Source organism: Planktothricoides sp. SR001, from assembly GCF_001276715.1.
Classification (GTDB): Bacteria; Cyanobacteriota; Cyanobacteriia; order Cyanobacteriales; family Laspinemataceae; genus Planktothricoides; species Planktothricoides raciborskii.
This window is the reverse complement of the sequence record NZ_LIUQ01000021.1, coordinates 21,218-39,577: the sequence shown is the minus strand read 5'-3', so window position 1 is coordinate 39,577 and position 18,360 is coordinate 21,218. Positions and strand designations below refer to the sequence as shown.

The 18,360-nt window shown below is 44.6% G+C and carries 11 protein-coding genes; 5 read left to right on the top strand and 6 right to left on the bottom strand.

Going from position 1 to position 18,360, the window contains the following annotated elements; all coding sequences use genetic code 11:
- Positions 1-100 precede the first annotated feature (100 nt).
- Positions 101-1,837 (bottom strand): AAA family ATPase, encoded by a 1,737-nt coding sequence (locus AM228_RS14080; RefSeq protein ID WP_072160769.1) that lies wholly within the window; start codon positions 1,835-1,837, stop codon positions 101-103.
- Between the two features lie 801 nt (positions 1,838-2,638).
- On the opposite strand from AM228_RS14080, the gene carB reads away from it, so the two are divergent.
- From carB to mutT, 4 genes are all read left to right on the top strand, one after another.
- Entirely contained in the window at positions 2,639-5,911 is a 3,273-nt protein-coding gene (carB, locus tag AM228_RS14075; protein ID WP_054466745.1) for a carbamoyl-phosphate synthase large subunit, read from the top strand.
- Between the two features lie 1,155 nt (positions 5,912-7,066).
- A complete protein-coding gene (locus tag AM228_RS14070; protein ID WP_054466744.1) occupies positions 7,067-8,023 on the top strand; it encodes an RNA polymerase sigma factor, RpoD/SigA family in 957 nt (318 codons plus the stop codon).
- 387 nt (positions 8,024-8,410) lie between these two features.
- Entirely contained in the window at positions 8,411-8,761 is a 351-nt protein-coding gene (locus tag AM228_RS14065; protein ID WP_054466743.1) for a DUF760 domain-containing protein, read from the top strand.
- A 215-nt stretch (positions 8,762-8,976) separates the two neighbouring features.
- Positions 8,977-9,384 (top strand): 8-oxo-dGTP diphosphatase MutT, encoded by a 408-nt coding sequence (mutT, locus tag AM228_RS14060; RefSeq protein WP_054466742.1) that lies wholly within the window; start codon positions 8,977-8,979, stop codon positions 9,382-9,384.
- Here mutT and AM228_RS14055 read toward each other — a convergent pair.
- From AM228_RS14055 to galE, 5 genes are all read right to left on the bottom strand, one after another.
- Positions 9,362-11,377, bottom strand: a complete 2,016-nt coding sequence (locus AM228_RS14055; protein WP_054466741.1) for an adenylate/guanylate cyclase domain-containing protein — start codon at positions 11,375-11,377, stop codon at positions 9,362-9,364. The two genes, mutT and AM228_RS14055, sit on opposite strands and share 23 nt — an antisense overlap.
- 38 nt (positions 11,378-11,415) lie before the next feature.
- Positions 11,416-13,437: an ABC transporter ATP-binding protein gene (locus AM228_RS14050; protein WP_054466740.1), complete on the bottom strand. Its 2,022-nt coding sequence runs from the start codon at positions 13,435-13,437 to the stop codon at positions 11,416-11,418.
- Between the two features lie 269 nt (positions 13,438-13,706).
- Positions 13,707-14,861 carry a glycosyltransferase family 4 protein gene (locus AM228_RS14045; protein ID WP_054466739.1) on the bottom strand — a complete coding sequence of 385 codons (1,155 nt, stop codon included), beginning with the start codon at positions 14,859-14,861 and terminating at the stop codon, positions 13,707-13,709.
- A 93-nt stretch (positions 14,862-14,954) separates the two neighbouring features.
- Positions 14,955-15,992: a glycosyltransferase family 2 protein gene (locus AM228_RS14040; RefSeq protein WP_231636796.1), complete on the bottom strand. Its 1,038-nt coding sequence runs from the start codon at positions 15,990-15,992 to the stop codon at positions 14,955-14,957.
- A 34-nt stretch (positions 15,993-16,026) separates the two neighbouring features.
- Positions 16,027-17,007, bottom strand: a complete 981-nt coding sequence (gene galE / locus AM228_RS14035) for a UDP-glucose 4-epimerase GalE (RefSeq protein WP_156331793.1) — start codon at positions 17,005-17,007, stop codon at positions 16,027-16,029.
- A 426-nt stretch (positions 17,008-17,433) separates the two neighbouring features.
- Between galE and gloB the strand changes: the two genes are divergently transcribed.
- Positions 17,434-18,234, top strand: a complete 801-nt coding sequence (gloB, locus tag AM228_RS14025) for a hydroxyacylglutathione hydrolase (protein ID WP_054466735.1) — start codon at positions 17,434-17,436, stop codon at positions 18,232-18,234.
- The last annotated feature ends 126 nt before the right edge of the window (positions 18,235-18,360 follow it).

Below are 18,360 nucleotides of genomic sequence, written 5' to 3'. Positions count from 1 at the left end.
AAGTCTACGACATTATCAGAAAAATTTTTCGCCTGAATTTGGGCAATATTCCAGATACACTCTCCCCGAAATGGAGAAAATATGACTAATTTTTCGCTAATTAAAGCTTGTAAAAACTGACCAGTAAAAAAACATTACCTTGAGTTTTTTGATAAATTAAATTAGTTAAAAATTTGAGATTTTTTTTATTTGAACGTTGCAAAGAATCGGCGATAAAAGCATTCACTTCATCCCAGGGTAAATTTTCTAAAGTAATCACCGAGATTAGTCCGCCGTTTTTCTGAATATTTTCTAAAGTCAGCATCAACGGATGAGTAGCATTGACTTCATTATCCCGATAAGCCCCAATCACCAGTAAATGATGCAAACGCTGATTGGTGACAATCATCTCTAATAGCCTTAATGATGCTTGGTCTGACCATTGTAAATCATCAATAAATAAGACTAACGGGCGATCGGGCTGACATAAGGTTTGGATAAACTCTCTAAAAACTAATTCAAAGCGATTTTGCGCTTCTTGGGTTCCTAAATGATCCACAGGGGGTTGTTTGCCAATGATTAATTCTAAATCAGGCATCACATCAATTAAGACTTGGCCATTTTTGCCCACGGCTTTCTGTAACCGCTGTTTCCATTGAGTAAAAATTTCGGGTTTTTCCGCCAGAAGTTGCTCGCAGAGTTGATGAAAGGCTTCGGTAAATGCTAGATAGGGAGTATGCCGCTGATATTGGTCAAATTTGCCTGTAATAAAATAACTTTGATGGGCGGTAATTGGTTTTTGTATTTCTCTAACTAACGCCGATTTGCCTACTCCAGAATAGCCCGCAACTAAGAATAATTCAACGGGAGCGATCGCTGAACCACCGATTCGATTAAAAGCATTCATCAGCCGGGCAATTTCTTTGTCTCGTCCGTATAGTTTCTGGGGAATTTGAAATCTGGCATAAAAATCTTTCTGGCATAAGGTAAAGGATTCAATTTTTCCCTGGCTTTGATATTGGCGTAAACATTCGGATAAATCCGCTGCAATTGCTTGACAAGATTGATAGCGAGCTTCGGCATTTTTTTTCATCAATTTGAGAATAATCTCGGAAACCACTGGGGGAATATGGGGGGAAATTAGATGAGGCGGAATCGCTTCTTTGGCGAGATGACTATGAATTATTTCTAAAGAATCTTGACTAGCATAAGGCAATTGTCCGGTTAAGAGGTGATAAAATGTGACCCCTAATGAGTAAAAATCTGTGCGATAGTCGATGCGCCGATTTATGCGTCCGGTTTGTTCCGGCGCTAAATACGCCAAAGTGCCTTTTAATTGATTGGGCGGTTGAAAGGTAGCTGTTTCTTGAGAGAAAAGGGTGGCTAACCCAAAATCAATCAGTTTAATTTCTTCAGTGTTGGGATTGAGTACCAAGTTACTGGGATTAATATCTTTGTGGATGATTTCTTGCGTATGCACTGCTTCAAGAATTCGCACGATCGCAATGGCTAATTTGAGAAACTTGTCTAAAGATAATTTGCCCAGGATTCCCAACTGGTTTAAAGCGGTGCCGCCAAAATCTTCTAAAGTCATCCCGTAGCGATCGCTAAAAACCCCTGATTTTTGGCTTTCAAAGCGGCCAAATTCATAAACTTTAATCACCCCAGGGAGATTTAAGCTTTTGGTGATTTCATATTCCCGCTGAAACTGAGCAATTTTTTCCCGAACCGGGTAGCGATCGCTAAATATTTTCAGAATAATCGGTCGTCCATCAACGGTACTTGTCCCCCGATAAACTTCCGAGTGACTACTTTGATAAAGAATTTCTCTGAGATGGTAGTTGGCAATGATTAGCATATTTGTTATTTGTTATTTGTTGTTTTTTGGCAAGTTGTTTGTTGTTTGTTAATGCTTGATTATTGGTTATCCCTTGTTGCTTATTTTACGCAATACCCAGAGATGGATCTCTTTTTTTTAACAGTAGGGTGCGAAGCGTAGAACGAAGTGGAACGTAAGGCACCACCAACGGATGTGGGCAACGGATGTGGGCAATTGAGGTTTAGCTCCTGGCAATTTTTAGGCATACCATCAAGACTAATTTCGCTGACAACCGCCAGAGATGCCTTGATTCCCGTCCCCAAAATCACAAATAACAAATAGCAAATATTAAATTGATTTTTTGGCCTTAAGTCATCAAACCTTGGAAAAATGGCCGAAAGCAGTTGGGACGATCTAGACAAAACCCCTTAAAATGTGGTGGATTTAAAGAGTCACTGTCAAATGTCGATTTTAAATGACTATCACCGGGCTACTTTGCCCGGACAGGTCTAGATAGACCGGCTCGACTCTGACTCATCTGACTAACATCTGACTAAATTGAGTAAGTAAAATCGTAGAATTTGCCGCTTAATATTGTTATGAGTGATTGGTTATTCGTTATTTGAACCGATCATCCCCAATAGCCAATAGCCAATAGCCAATAACCAATAACCACCAACCAACAACCAATAACAGTAGGGGCGAAATGTTTCGCTCCCAGCAAAATTAATCATAGCTGATAACCGATAGCAAATAGCTGATAGCTAAGAGAAGATTTGCGTAAATTCTGTTAGCAAATAATTCTACTCAGTCAAAAATATTCCGTGGGAGTATATACTTATGCCTCGTCGCGACGATATCAAAAAAATTCTCCTCATTGGTTCCGGCCCGATTATTATTGGTCAAGCTTGTGAGTTTGACTACAGCGGCACCCAAGCTTGCAAGGCTTTGAGACAAGAAGGATATGAAGTGGTACTGGTGAACTCCAACCCAGCCACGATTATGACCGACCCGGAAACCGCTGACCGGACTTATGTGGAACCCCTGACCCCAGAAATGGTGGAAAAGGTGATCGCCAAAGAACGTCCCGATGCGATGCTGCCGACAATGGGGGGTCAAACCGCTTTAAACATTGCGGTTGACCTGTCCAAAAATGGCGTGTTAGACAAGTATGGGGTGGAACTGATTGGGGCGAAGTTACCGGCCATTGAAAAAGCCGAGGACCGGCAGCTTTTTAAAGAAGCGATGGAAAAAATCGGCATCCAATGCTGCCCGTCAGGAATTGCCCATAATATTGATGAAGCCAAGACGGTGGCACAACAAATTGGCAGCTATCCGCTGATTATCCGTCCGGGTTTTACCCTAGGGGGCACCGGGGGTGGCATTGCCTACAACCAAGAAGAATTTGAAGAAATGGCCCAAGCAGGGATTGATGCTTCCCCAGTTTCCGAGATTTTGATTGAGCAATCTCTGTTGGGTTGGAAAGAGTATGAACTTGAGGTGATGCGGGATCTGGCGGACAATGTGGTGATTATTTGCTCCATTGAAAACCTGGATCCGATGGGGGTGCATACGGGGGATTCGATTACGGTGGCTCCAGCCCAAACCCTGACGGATAAAGAATATCAGCGGTTGCGGGATGCCTCGATCGCCATTATTCGGGAAATTGGCGTAGAAACTGGCGGGTCGAATATTCAGTTTGCGGTCAATCCGGTGAACGGGGATGTGGTGGTGATTGAGATGAACCCACGGGTATCTCGGTCTTCAGCCTTAGCGTCCAAAGCCACGGGATTTCCGATCGCCAAATTTGCGGCTAAATTAGCGGTGGGCTATACCTTGCCGGAAATTTCTAACGATATTACCCAAAAGACTCCAGCCAGTTTTGAACCCACCATTGACTATGTGGTGACGAAAATTCCTCGGTTTGCCTTCGAGAAATTCCCCGGAAGCAAGCCGGTTTTAACCACCCAGATGAAGTCCGTGGGCGAAGCGATGGCGATCGGGCGGACGTTCCAAGAATCCTTACAAAAAGCCTTAAGGAGTTTGGAAATTGGCCGCTTTGGTTGGGGGTGCGATCGCGACGAAGTGCTCCCCAGCTTAGGACAAATTAGCGCCGGGTTGCGTACTCCCAACCCAGACCGCATCTTTACCCTGCGTCATGCCATGCTCATGGGGATGAGTAATCAGGAAATCTATGAAATCACCGGCATTGACCCGTGGTTCTTAGATAAAATGAGCGATTTACTGGAAACCGAAAAATTCCTCAAACGCACTCCCCTGAAAAATCTCACCCAAGAGCTTATGTTTGAGATTAAGCGTCAGGGATATAGCGATCGGCAAATTGCTTATGCCACCAAGACCACCGAAGACCAAGTGCGGGTTTACCGGAAACAACTCGGCGTCACCCCCGTGTACAAACTGGTAGACACCTGTGCCGCTGAATTTGAAGCTTATACGCCGTATTATTACTCCACCTACGAACCGGAAACCGAAGTCAGGAGCTCCGACAAACCCAAGGTAATGATTCTCGGTGGTGGCCCGAACCGCATTGGTCAAGGGATTGAATTTGACTACTGCTGCTGTCATGCTTCTTATGCTCTGCGGGCTAACGGCTATGAAACCATCATGGTCAACTCCAACCCGGAAACCGTCTCCACGGACTACGACACCTCAGACCGGCTTTACTTTGAACCTCTGACCAAAGAGGATGTGCTGAATATTATTGAAGCGGAAAATCCCCAAGGGGTGATTATTCAATTTGGCGGTCAAACCCCGTTGAAATTGGCCGTACCCATTGAGAAAGCCCTGAACGATCCGGAAACCTACGGCTTAACTCCGGGCTTAGATACGAAAATTTGGGGCACCTCTCCTGACTCTATTGATATTGCCGAAGACCGGGAACGCTTTGAGAAAATCCTCCGAGAGCTGAATATTAAGCAGCCCCCCAATGGCATTGCCCGCAGCTACGAGGAAGCCCTGGTGGTCGCCCAAAAAATCGGCTATCCGGTGGTGGTGCGTCCGTCTTATGTGTTAGGGGGACGGGCAATGGAAATCGTCTATTCCGATAGTGAACTGGAACGGTACATGACCCTCGCGGTGCAGGTAGAACCGGACCACCCGATTTTAATTGATGGCTTCTTGGAAAATGCCATTGAGGTGGATGTGGATGCGATCGCTGATGCTACGGGCAATGTAGTCATTGGCGGCATCATGGAACACATCGAACAAGCCGGGGTTCACTCTGGGGACTCCGCTTGTTCTATTCCCGCGATCACCCTATCCCCCTCGGTGATGAATAAGATCCGCACTTGGACTTATCAAATTGCCAAAGCCCTCAAAGTGGTGGGCTTGATGAATATTCAATATGCGGTGGCGGGCGCCAGCGGCTATGACCCACAAGTTTATATCTTGGAAGCCAACCCCCGCGCTTCTCGGACTGTACCCTTTGTCTCTAAGGCGATCGGCGTCCCCTTGGCCAAACTCGCCTCCCGGATCATGGCCGGGGAAACCCTACAATCTCTCGGATTTACCGCTGAAGTCATCCCCGAACATATTGCCGTGAAAGAAGCGGTGCTGCCCTTTAATAAATTCCCTGGTGCCGATACCTTACTTGGCCCAGAAATGCGCTCCACTGGGGAAGTAATGGGCATTGACATCGATTTTGGCAAGTCATTTGCCAAAGCAGAGATGGCCGCAAGTGTGAAACTAGCTACCGGGGGGACGGTGTTTGTTTCCATGAGCGATCGCGACAAAAATGCGGTGGTTCCCGTGGTCAAGGAGTTAGTCCAGTTGGGCTTTAAGGTAGTGGCCACCTCCGGGACGCGACGAGTCTTACAGGAAAACGGCATTAATGACGTAGATTTAGTGTTGAAAATCTATGAAGGTCGCCCGAATGTGATCGACTGGATTAAGAATGAAAACATTCAATTTATTATCAACACTCCTTCTGGGGAAGATGCCCAAGCGGAAGGCCGACGCATTCGTCGTACTGCCCTGGATTACAAACTGCCGATTATCACCACCATTGCTGGAGCCAAGGCTACGGTAGCGGCCATTCGCACCCTGAAATCCCAACCCCTAGAGGTGAAAGCACTTCAGGAATATATTGGTTAGGTTAGTTGATTTTTTAAGGGTCTAGCTGATACAAAACCCCCCCTGCCCGATGGCGGTCAAAGGGGGGTTTTTTCATTCAAAAAAACCGGGTTTTTTGTTGCCTCTGGACTTTTGGGATATTCATCAATTGCTGTTATCATCGCCATCAGAATAATTGATGTTTAAATCCTTGGCAAAAGATTAATTTTTTCTAAAATTATTTCCGTTTTACCCCGTCACTTTTTTCGGCGGCATAATTTTTTGCCAAAAAAATAAGTAATTTTTACTCAAATCATCAGAAAAACCAATGAAATTAGCCAGTTTTCCCCGGATTTTCCGCAGCGGGGATTTCCGAATTAGAATAAACTGATGTTTCTACCTTCTCTAAAGAGCAAAGTTACTCAAAAATAACAGAGTATTCACTTGATATCTACATCATTAACCAATTTCATTTAACCGTCATTTTCCCCGGAATCGCCAGGAAAACATAGCCCGGAAAACCTCGATATCGCAAGCATAATCATGGCCGATCGCCCTCTCATTGTTCGTGACAAATCGCCAATCACGGATCCGGCTCATTTCCGGAGCGTTGACAAAAAAAATCTTCAAAATGTTTTCCATGATGCATTTATCTGGGTGATTCCTGGGTAATCTCTAGCATAATTCTGACTTTTCTGAGGAGAAAGGGTGCGGAGGACTAGACAATTTTTTAATAAATGTTACAATTGTTAACATACCAGCGATAGCGATGCGTAGCATTATCGCAGGCTCAACGGACGAGATACTCTGCCGACAATATATGCAAACCTTGACATTTCAACCGACTAAAGTATCCGTCGGTACAGGAAATCAAGCCGTGAGTCAGTGATATTCAACTCCCGTATCCATTTGCTGATATTGGGAAAACTGCGATCGAAATAGATTTGTGACGGATGTTTGGTCAGAGGGAAAATTTTATTTTTCCTCAATTCACTTGTTTAACTTTTTAATTTATCGTTGTCAGAAAAATTCCCGAAAATAACTGAAGGGGAAGAAAATCCAGACAGATTCATAGTAGGCATCCAACAAGCAGTGAAATCAATCCCATTGATTTCTCAGGATCATCTTTCCATTTCCCTTAATTAACCACTGGATAAATTGGGTTCAACTGTCGTTAATCATAATTAATTTATTGCCATGAAAATCGGTCAAAGTTCTACAGACTTAGTACGCACCTATCTGCGAGAAATTGGGAAGGTTCCTTTGTTAACCCATGAACAAGAAATTGTTCTGGGTAAGCAGGTGCAGCGATTAACCTCCCTGCAACAACTTAAACAAGAATTGGCGGAAAAATTACATCGAGAACCCACTGATGAAGAATGGGCGATCGCCGCAGAAATTACCGAAGCCGACCTGTCTCAAGCGATCGCCCAAGGTAAAATTGCCAAGCGAAAAATGGTGGAAGCGAATTTGCGCTTAGTGGTTTCGGTGGCGAAAAAATATATTAAACGGAATGTGGATTTGCTGGATTTAATTCAAGAAGGCACCATTGGAATGCAGCGCGGTGTGGAAAAGTTCGATCCGAGTAAAGGTTATCGGTTTTCCACTTATGCCTACTGGTGGATCCGCCAAGCAATTACTCGGGCGATCGCCGAAAAAGGTCGCACCATTCGTCTGCCCATTCACATTACGGAAAAACTGAATAAAATTAAAAAAGCGCAACGCCAACTCTCCCAACAACTGGGGCGGGCAGCCACCATTGATGAGTTGGCCGCCGAACTGGAAATGACCGGCAAACAAATTCGGGAATACCTAGAACGAGCCAGACATCCCTTGTCCTTAGATTTACGAGTCGGGGATAACCAGGATACGGAACTGGGAGAATTGCTGGAAGATACCGGCCCGTCACCGGAAGATTACGCCACTCAAGCCTCGTTGCGATCGGACTTAGAAAACATGATGGCGGAATTAACTCCCCAACAAAGAGAAGTCCTCGCCTTGCGATTTGGTTTGGAAGACGGACAGGGCATGACTTTGGCCAAAATCGGCGATCGGCTAAAAATTAGTCGGGAACGGGTGCGGCAAATTGAACGGGAAGCCCTGGCCAAATTACGCAAGCGCAAAGCGGATATGAACGAATATGTCGCCAGCTAACTAGAATGAATTTTGCCCACCCTACATTAATGGGGAAAACTTTGCCCACCTTACTACTGGTAGGGTGGGCAAAATCTTGCCCACCCTACATTAATGAATTTTGCCCACCCTACATTAATGGGGAAAACTTTGCCCACCTTACTACTGGTAGGGTGGGCAAAATCTTGCCCACCCTACATTAATGGGGAAAATCTTGCCCAGCCTACTGGTAGATTTAAAATAAAAAGTTAGAATATTAGTAGATAACCCGTCTATGGGAGATCGGTTAATCCTACCTGCGGATTAACCGATCATTGCTAAATTAAAAATGAGCTTACTGAAAAGTCTTTGATAATAGTATCCTTTAGCAATTTGTGAGCAGGTCTTTGATCTCGGAGGTTATGCGCCATGAATAATTCGTCGAATCAATTTCCAGAATTTACCAACCATGACCGTGAGGGCAATAATTTGCTCTGGCAATATGTCCAATCTATGAGTCCAGAAACCATTTCTCAGTTATCCCAGCCTACCACCAATGAAGTCTTTCAAGTGATTGAGCGAAATATTATGGGACTGTTAGGGAATTTACCACCCGAACATTTTGGGATGATGGTGACTACCAGTCGGGAACATTTGGGCAGATTACTAGCTTCGGCGATGATGAGCGGTTATTTCCTCAGAAATGCCGAACAACGGATGTCTTTTGAGCGATCGCTGCAATTAAATGAGCCGAAATCTTCCCACGGGGATCAGTTTTAAACTTATTCGCTTGTGTTCCGTTGACTCCATGATCCCAGTCATTTATGTCCAACCCGCATTATTGATATTCTCAACATCGCTACAAGCGAGCAAGGCAGGCTCCCAGAACAGTCTGCCTGATTTTGTTTTGTTTAACTGACTCAAACCCCTGCCTCAAACCCCTGCCTCAAACCCCTGCCTCAAACCCCTAACTCAAGCAACAACCAAAAATACTTATGAGTGAAACCCTGACACCGATTCCCCATAAATGCATTGGCGTTGCCGTGATTTGGAACGATCGCGGACAAATTTTAATTGACCGCCGCAAAGCCCATGGACTTCACGGTGGTTTATGGGAATTTCCCGGCGGCAAAATTGAACCGGGAGAAACCGTAGAAGCTTGTATTCAGCGAGAAATTAGGGAAGAATTAGGCATAGAAATCGCCGTCCAAGCGCACCTGATTACCGTAGAGCACACCTATTCTCATTTTCGAGTTTCCCTGATGGTGCATCATTGCCGTCACTTGGCGGGGGAACCGCAACCGTTAGAATGTGATGAAGTCCGTTGGGTCAACTTGGATCAGTTGGAGCAATTTACCTTTCCTCAAGCAAATGTGAAGATTATTGAAGCATTGAAGGGTTAGCCAAGGCCAAAGATTTTTTGCCCACCAGCCAATAAGCGATCATCTCTCCCCGACCCTTGACCGAAATCGCTCCCCTGGGTTCTAAGATATATTGCTCTTTTAAATGGTTATATGTTGTTTCTGTCACCTGAATATAGCCCGGTTTGCCGTGAGATTCCATGCGGGAAGCGACATTCACCGCATCGCCCCACAGGTCATAAATAAATTTCTTGATGCCAATGACTCCGGCAATTACCGGGCCAGTATTAATGCCAATGCGGATTTGTAGGGCATGACCTAAATCCCTGGGCATATTGGCCATGTAAGCTTGCATTTCTAAGGCCATTTCCGCGATCGCGATCGCATGATCTCCACGGGGAATCGGTAATCCCCCGACCACCATATAAGCATCGCCAATGGTTTTGATTTTTTCTAGGCCATGCTTTTCCGTCAACCCATCAAAGGCGGAGAAAATTTGATTTAGTCCGGCCACTAATTGCATCGGTTCCATCTCCGCCGAAAGACTGGTAAATCCGACAATATCCGCAAACAGAATGGTCACTTCTTCAAAATGTTCCGTGGGGGATTCATCTCTTTTTAAGCGATCGGCAATTTCCACCGGCAAAATATTCAGTAACAGTTGTTCCGATCGCTCTTTTTCTTGACTCAATTGCCGCGTGCGTTGTTCCACCCGGTTTTCTAATTCTTCATTTGCCAAACGTAAAGCTTCTACGGAATCTTTTAGTTGTGCGGTCATCCAATTAAAAGAACTGCTCAATCGATCCACTTCAATAATGGGACTATGTTGAATATATTGATTCAAATCACCATCAGCCATCGCTTTTGAGGCTTTGGTAATTTGTTGGATGGGATTGGTAATCCAACTCACGGTCAACATCCCAAAGGCGATCGCGATCGCCAATGCCAGCAAACACAACACGAATGTATTGCGAGTATTCTCATTGATTTGATCCATAAAGTCCGCTTCCGGGACAACCACCACAATCAACCAATTCAACCCATATTTATCTCTTAGAGGGGAAAGTTTGAGAAAATAGCGTTGATTATCCAGTTGAAAATCTAATTGCGTTGCCTCTTGAAGCGTGGGCAAATCCTGAATTTTGCGGCGGAGAAAATCGATACTCGCACGCATAATGGGATCGCTACTTTCTTGGGCGGTCAGACGCCTTTGGGAACTATCTTTGCCCACGGTTAGGGGTTGGTCTTTCAAAGAACTAGCAATAAGTTCTCCCGAAGGTTCAATTATAAACACCTGACCAGACCGCCCCACCTGCAACGTCTGCAAAAAACCCTGAATTTGATCGAGTCCCATCTGACAAGTGAAAATCCCCAGCAACTTTCCCGGCTCATCGTAGTAGGGAGAACTGGCATTAATTTGTAGTGAACCATAGCCAAAATTAATATAAACTTCACTCCAAGCGGCTCGATTATTTTTCAGCACCGTCTCATAAAGGGGACGCTTACGGACATCATAATTCGGAGTCTTTTTAGCCACCTCAGTGGGATTACCATTCTGGTCAAGTAGGTAATAAATTAAATCGCCGGTTCCCCATTCTAATTGTTCGGCCAGTTGCGGTTGTTCGTCCCCCACCGAACGGTTGACCCAGCCCATGCGTAAATATTGTCCATCCTCGTTCCCTATTCCCGCATGACCAATGGTTGGAAAACGCTGCACCTGGTTCCAAAAATAACGCCGCAAATAGTCTCTATCGATGGCTAAGTCATAAAAATCTAGCAACCCTAACCGCGCCGCATCTTCATTGATTTGATTCACCAGGGGTGGTGTAGCCAGATAGACTTGAACCCGTTCTCTAACTCGAGAACTAATTTCCCCTTGTAGCTGACCCACTAAGTCGGTGACAACCCGTTGACCATTGCGGAAAGAAAGATACCCCACTAAGCCAACCGTGGCGATAATTTGAATCAGAAACGGGACAACAAGAGTGGTGCGGAGGAAAAATTTGCCCATGCTGGCTGATTTGGGTAGGGTCATAAATTTGGGAGATAAACATCTAATTTATATCTAATTTATTAAGGATCAATCGATTCTTTGGCACTACTTTCGAGATATTCTAAAGTGCCAAGCAGACGCATGGCTGATTCATAAGCTTCTTGGGTTAATTCCCGCCGTTCTTCCGCTGAATCAGCAGCATTGTCCACCAGTAACCGGAGAAATCCAATCATCGGGTTTAAACGGGTGCGGATTTCATAAGAAGAATTCATTAAAGTTTCATTGCGAGCTCGTTTTAGCAACAGTTCTTGTGAGTCTTTGGAAAATTGCAGGGAGTATAAGTGAGTATAGCGACCACCTTTCTTTAAGAGTTCTATATGAGTGCCGATTTCGATGATTTTTCCTTTTTCCAGGACGACGATTTGATCGGCTTTTTGGACGGTGGAGAGTCGGTGGGCAATGACGATGCTGGTGCGATCGCTGCTTAACCGTTCGATCGCTTGTTGGACTAAATGTTCGGAAACCGTATCCAGGGCGCTGGTGGCTTCATCTAAGACCAAAATATCCGGATTACTCAACAGGGCACGGGCGATCGCAATGCGTTGTCGTTGTCCCCCGGAAAGCATCACCCCGCGATCGCCAATTTCCGTATCAAACCCCTGGGGCAACTGCACAATAAAATCATAAGCATTCGCCTGCTTTGCCGCTTGAATAATTTCCGCTTCACTGGCATCAGGACGGGGATAACTAATATTATTTCGCACCGAATCATTAAACAAAAAAGTTTCCTGACTCACAATCCCCATTGCTTTTCGCAGGGTGGTAAAGTCATAATCTCTTAAATCAATTCCATCAATGGTAATTTTTCCAGCGGTTGGATCGTAAAATCTGGGCACTAAATCCGCCAAAGTCGATTTTCCTGCCCCCGATCCCCCCACTAAAGCCAAAGTCGTGCCTCGAGGAATCGTTAAATTAATCTCATCTAACACCAATTCTGAACTACTCGGATAAGAAAAAGAGACGCCCTCAAACCGAATTTCTTTTTGAATTCCCTGGTAGGGAATATAACCATTTTGCATGATCGGCTTATCATCAAGGCGCAAAAATTCACTCACAATCACAGCCCCAGGGACCGCATTAGCAAATCGGCTACGGGTACTATTTAATTGTCCCACCACCACCATCATCCGATTCAGCACAAATAAATAAGTTAAGAGAACCGCAGACAATGAATCGATCTGATTGGCAAACAGAACCCTACCGATCGCAATCATGGCTAACAAGGCACTCACTGCGCTAATTTCATTAATTGGGGCAGTTAGGGCATAGTTCATCTCGGATTTTAATTCAGCTTCTTCCCGATCCAGAATTCTTTGCACAATAATGTCATATTCTCTAGCTTCACTGCTAGTTGATTTCACCAGACGAATTCCATTTAATATTTCTATAAATTTCCCCGAAAATGCTCTCGATGATTGGGACAAAAAATCTCCATATTTTTGCGATCTATTAATCACAAACTGAGACAAAACAGGCACCCAAACTAAAATAAATGGAGCGACTAATGTTAGCTGCCAGGAAATCGAGATCAGAATAGCAATAAATACTAAAATAGTAATGCCATGAACCACCATTTGAATTCCCAAGCGAATGGCACCCGCTGCACGGCTCACTTCTTGGCCAATGGAATTGATCACATCGCCAATTTTAGTTTTAGAGTAAAAATCCAGGTCTACATCTAATAGTAACTTGATCGCCGCAAGGCGAATATCTCTCACCAATTGTTTGGACACATAAGCAGAAGCCACAGTGCTGGCATAGATCGCACCATTCTTTAACAAAATACCTAGCAGAATGATGCCCATCATATATAGGAGGCGATACTTAGCCGGGAGGTTATCGAATAGGGATAGAGTGTAGCGCAGAAAAGGGGGAGCTTGTTCAAATTTCAGTTCTTGTCCTAAAAATCCCAGTAACAATGGTACAATCAGAGTTGTACTCACCCCATTGAACAAAGCACCGGTCCAACCTAGGATAATCGTGATGAGAATCCAGACCGGCTGTCTGCGAGCAAATTTTAGGAGAAATTTATATGGAGTCATTATTGCCTGCGGAGGGTTTCGATGGGTTAATCAATCCCCAATGAGCGGTGAAATATGGATATTCACCAATAACCTTAGCAAAATTACCGAACTTCGTCACTCGATCGCCTCAACTCTACAAATTCTCAGAGAGGCTGCTTAAATCTACTCTAGGAAGTTTTCAGCAAAAAAATCTTCAGGGAAATATCAGTAATGGTTTTGCCAGTTCGATGCGATCCGCTTGCGGAGGACAAGGGAATCGCTGGCTCTATTGGCTCAATTAATTCAGATTATAAACCAGAGATTAACAATTCTAAAGATGCCGCCATTGCGTCTAAACTATAAAATTGAACGCATTTTTTCCGAGCATTCATACCTTTTTGATTAGCCAACTCAAAGTCTTGGAAAATATTGGCAATTGCCCGGGCAATTTGTTCCGGGGAATTGGGTTCAACCAAATACCCAGTGTCCCCTAATATTTCGGGAATATCCCCAACTTTTGTCGATAAAACAGGTTTGGCCATCGCCATGCCATCGGTTAACTTTAGGGGAAACTGGGCTCTGGCGGTCAAGGTATCTCGTTGAGGCACCACCACCAGATGAGCAGCGGCCAAAATTTCCGGCATCTTCTCCACTGGACTCTTGGGAATTTTGACAATCCAACGTCCCCATTTTTCCATGAGGCGATCGTCATAGTCATCATAAGGGCTGCCGCCGACAATGGCTAACCGGAAATCCGGCTGATTTAATCGATCTAAAGCCATTAAAACATCTTCTACTCCTTTGTGGGGTCGCGGGGCGCCGGGAAACATCAAAATTCGATAACCAGAAAGTCCATATTTTTCTCGACTCGCGGCGGGGTGGTACTTTTCCGGGTCAAACATATCTGTGTCTTTGCCATTGGGAATATAAATTCCGCCAAAGCGGTCTTGTAAAAACTGCGTATCAATGGTGATGGCATCAGCGAGGTGAACCCAGTTTTCGATCCACTTCACATACAAGGGATGATCGGGCGATCGCAATTGGCCATTTTCTTTAAAAATATCGCGATAAAATTGCTTCAGAGAACCGGGGCGATATTGCCAATCATCCCCCCCATACCAACTCAATTCCCAGTCATCCATATCTAACAATAAAGGACGACGGGTTTGCAGTTTCTTCAGCAGGGATACGCCAAAGCTAGTGGGCTTGGGTTTGACCGCATAAATAATATCTCCATCAATTTTTTGCAGCAGCTTTTGGGCAGCTTTCAGGAAACCGGGATAATTTTCTCCCGCTACCTCATCCACGGAGAAACCCTGGGGCGGAATCGCGTAAATTTCTTTACCAAATTGAAAGCCAATCACTTGGACTTGATAGTTCAGTTGTTTTAGCACTTGCCCCAGGAGAAACGCCCGAATTGCTCCTCCCCCGGATAAATCACTGACGACTAAAGATACTTTCACCAAGATTTCAAATAACTCCTTAGCTTATATTTGCTTGAGATTGACTGTATGCTCAAATGCTTTTATCATAATAATTTTTTATTTTTGATTGGATTATTTTTTTAACCCTAGCTTGGCTATAAAATTAATCACTTTCTTCGAGCGCGGTCCTTGGTATTTTTCATATAATAAAAAGCTGGGAATGAGCGATCGCACCCCATAAGCCAACCTAAGTCCAGTAGACCCGGAAATTTGCCAGCGCATATTCCAGATTTTGAGCGCGATCGGGACTTCGAGGATATTGACTAAACGGTCAAAAGTTGCTGATTTTTTATCCCGAATCGCCTCATTCACCAGAAACTCTAAGCCAATATTACAAAGTTTCCGTAAACTTGGCTGTTCTCGATAAACCTTTTCATAAAATAACAGATAATAATTCTGCATATAGTTCCAACTGTTCGTGCGATTTCCCTGGTGTTTTGTATAGAATGCCCCCACCATCGGGGTATAAACAAAAGTGACACCGTTCACCAGAATATCCACCCCAAAGTATCTATCTCCCAGGGCTTTCATCTCTGCGGGAAACTGACATTTTTGGAAAATACTGCGTTTCATCAACATACATTGTTGCAGGGCAGGATGGGGGGAATTTGCCAAAAAATCGGGAATCAATAACCGTTGAATTAATTGCTCTCGGTTCAAGTCACCGATAATATTGGGCTGTCTGTCCACAATCTTTTCATCCGCATCAATAAACACTCGCTCGTAATCACAATAAAAGACAATATCTTGATTTTCCCAACCCTTTAAATGCTCTAACTGAAATCGGGTTTTATCTTCGTGGATCCAATCATCCGCATCCAGACATTGAATCCATTCTCCTTGCGCTTCTTTTACCCCAAAATTGCGGGCTGCGGGCAAACCACCATTCTCTTTATAGCAATATCTGACTCGCGAATCTAGAGCCATTAAATTCTCCGCCACCTGCCGAGTATTATCCGTGGAACCATCATCCACAATCAAGCATTCTAGGTCAGTAAAAGTTTGGGCTAAAACACTTTTAACTGACCTTTCCAGGTAGTGAGATTGATTATAACAATTGATAATGATTGATACTAGGGGAGCCATCTTACCACCTGACTGAAGAACCATGATTTTTAATGTTGGCTATTAATGCTGCCTAGACTTAACCATGACGTTTTTGATGCCATTGCCAAGCATGAGCAATAATATCCTTTAAATCTGAGTATTGGGGCGACCATCCTAAGATTGTTTTGGCTTTTTCGCTACTACCCACGAGCACCGGAGGATCTCCCGGACGGCGATCGCTCTCTACCACTTTAATCTTTTTACCCGTAATTTTTTCTGCTTGTAAAATCACTTCTCTAACGGAAAAACCGCCGCCATTGCCTAAGTTAAAAAAGTCTGTATTTCCTCCATTGATCAGATACTCTAAACCTAAAATATGGGCGCTGGCCAAATCATTCACATGAATATAATCTCGGATACAAGTGCCATCGGCAGTCTCATAATCCGTGCCAAAAATTCCAATAGAGTCTCGTTTGCCCAAAGCAGTTTGTAACACTAAAGGAATGAGATGAGTTTCTGGGTTGTGATCTTCTCCCAGTTGGCCATTTGGGTCAGCCCCAGCCGCATTAAAATAGCGAAAACTTACGGATTTGAAATCATAAGCTGGGTCAAAGTCTTGGAGAATTCTTTCCACCATTAATTTAGTCGCCCCGTAGGGATTAATCGGATTTTGGGGATGGTCTTCTGTGAGAGGAATTCTGTGGGGAATGCCATAAGTAGCGCAAGTAGAAGAAAAGACAAATTTCTTCACGTTTGCCGCCACCATCGCTTCTAAAAGAGTGAGAGTACCCACCACATTATTATGATAATATTTGGCTGGTTCTGTGACAGATTCTCCCACATAAGCATAGGCGGCAAAGTGCATCACAGCGGCAATATCATGGGTAGAAAAAATGCGGTCTAACAAAGGGCGATCGCAGGTATCCCCGACCACCAATGGCACCTGTAAAACTTCCTCAACAATTTCTTGATGACCGTAGACCAAATTATCAAGAATCAGCACATCGTAACCGGCTTGTTTCAGGGCTAAAACTGCATGGGAGCCAATATATCCAGCGCCCCCAGTCACTAAAATCATTTGTTTTTTGTTACTCACTTGCAAATTCCTTATATTGTTTCAGTGGCTTAATATTTACCAAACAATTCTTAGAGAGCGACTAAAGATCGATAATTTTGATGCGCCCGCTTTGGATATGATCGAAGATCCGATTGATTTGTCGGCGATCTTCCTCGGTAAGATTCTTATCCCTTAGCATAGCAGAGGTGAGTTGTAACTGTTCCCTTCTGCCAATTTCATTGGATTCGACAATTCGTGTAATCAGTTGATGAATGTTTGAACTGACGGGAATTGGATTTTGTCTAACCATAGGGAATGATCTAGCGATCGGTCTTAACCGGATAGTGAGTATTCATTATTGTACTACTGAGGATTGATTTTTCTTTGTCCCCCGGAAGCAGATTAAAATTTAACTGAATAAATTTCCGCTCATGGAGGCATGGTTCTATGCAAATTTATCGAATTCCGGCGCTGTCTGATAATTATATTTTCTTAATATACGACGCTCAGAAAAATATTGCGGCTGTGGTGGATCCGGCGGTGGCTCCCCCGGTGTTACAAAAGCTTGAAGAACTAGGGGCTGAGTTGGTGGCAATTTTTAACACCCATCATCATAGCGATCATGTGGGGGGCAACCGATCGCTGATGGAACGCTTCCCCAATCTGATCGTGTACGGGGGGGCAGAGGATCGGGGACGAATTCCTGGTCAGCAAGTCTTTCTTGAGGAAGGCGATACCGTGGAATTTGGCGATTCCCGCAAGGGATCCGCTTCGCGGAATCGCACAGGTCAAGTGTTCTTTGTTCCCGGACATACTCGCGGTCACATTGCCTACTATTTTCCGCCCAATGCGGTCGAAGACACCGGCCATTTATTCTGTGGAGATACCTTATTTGCTGGAGGTTGTGGCCGATTATTTGAAGGCACCCCCGCACAAATGGTCAACTCCCTGAGCAAACTACGCAATTTACCGGACTCGACGCAAGTTTGGTGTGCCCATGAGTACACCCTCGGTAATCTGCAATTTGCCATAACCGTCGATGGGGATAACCCAGATTTACAACAGCGCTTTGCTGAAGTGAAAACCGCGCGATCGCTATCTCAACCCACCGTCCCATCAATTCTGGGGCTGGAAAAACGCACCAATCCTTTCTTGCGCTGGGATCAACCGGCATTACAGTCAGCGGTAGACAGCCAAGACCCAGTACAAACCTTTGCCCGTCTGCGGGGTCGCAAAGATATTTTTTAAGCTGACCCAGACCCTGGGGTGTGGGGCCGCCATCGGTGTAGGGTGTGGGGTGTGTGGGAAGCCGCCATCGAAGTGTGGGGTGTGTGGGGAAGAGAGAAAAGAGAATAGAGAAAAGAGAATAGAGAA

What these genes read in the sequence shown, in the direction of transcription:
- AM228_RS14080 (WP_072160769.1), bottom strand. Translation starts at nt 1,837, where the DNA reads ATGCTAATCATTGCCAACTACCATCTCAGAGAAATTCTTTATCAAAGT.
- gloB (WP_054466735.1), top strand. Translation starts at nt 17,434, where the DNA reads ATGCAAATTTATCGAATTCCGGCGCTGTCTGATAATTATATTTTCTTA.
- galE (WP_156331793.1), bottom strand. Translation starts at nt 17,007, where the DNA reads ATGATTTTAGTGACTGGGGGCGCTGGATATATTGGCTCCCATGCAGTT.
- AM228_RS14065 (WP_054466743.1), top strand. Translation starts at nt 8,411, where the DNA reads ATGAATAATTCGTCGAATCAATTTCCAGAATTTACCAACCATGACCGT.
- AM228_RS14070 (WP_054466744.1), top strand. Translation starts at nt 7,067, where the DNA reads ATGAAAATCGGTCAAAGTTCTACAGACTTAGTACGCACCTATCTGCGA.
- AM228_RS14055 (WP_054466741.1), bottom strand. Translation starts at nt 11,377, where the DNA reads ATGACCCTACCCAAATCAGCCAGCATGGGCAAATTTTTCCTCCGCACC.
- AM228_RS14050 (WP_054466740.1), bottom strand. Translation starts at nt 13,437, where the DNA reads ATGACTCCATATAAATTTCTCCTAAAATTTGCTCGCAGACAGCCGGTC.
- carB (WP_054466745.1), top strand. Translation starts at nt 2,639, where the DNA reads ATGCCTCGTCGCGACGATATCAAAAAAATTCTCCTCATTGGTTCCGGC.
- AM228_RS14040 (WP_231636796.1), bottom strand. Translation starts at nt 15,992, where the DNA reads ATGGTTCTTCAGTCAGGTGGTAAGATGGCTCCCCTAGTATCAATCATT.
- mutT (WP_054466742.1), top strand. Translation starts at nt 8,977, where the DNA reads ATGAGTGAAACCCTGACACCGATTCCCCATAAATGCATTGGCGTTGCC.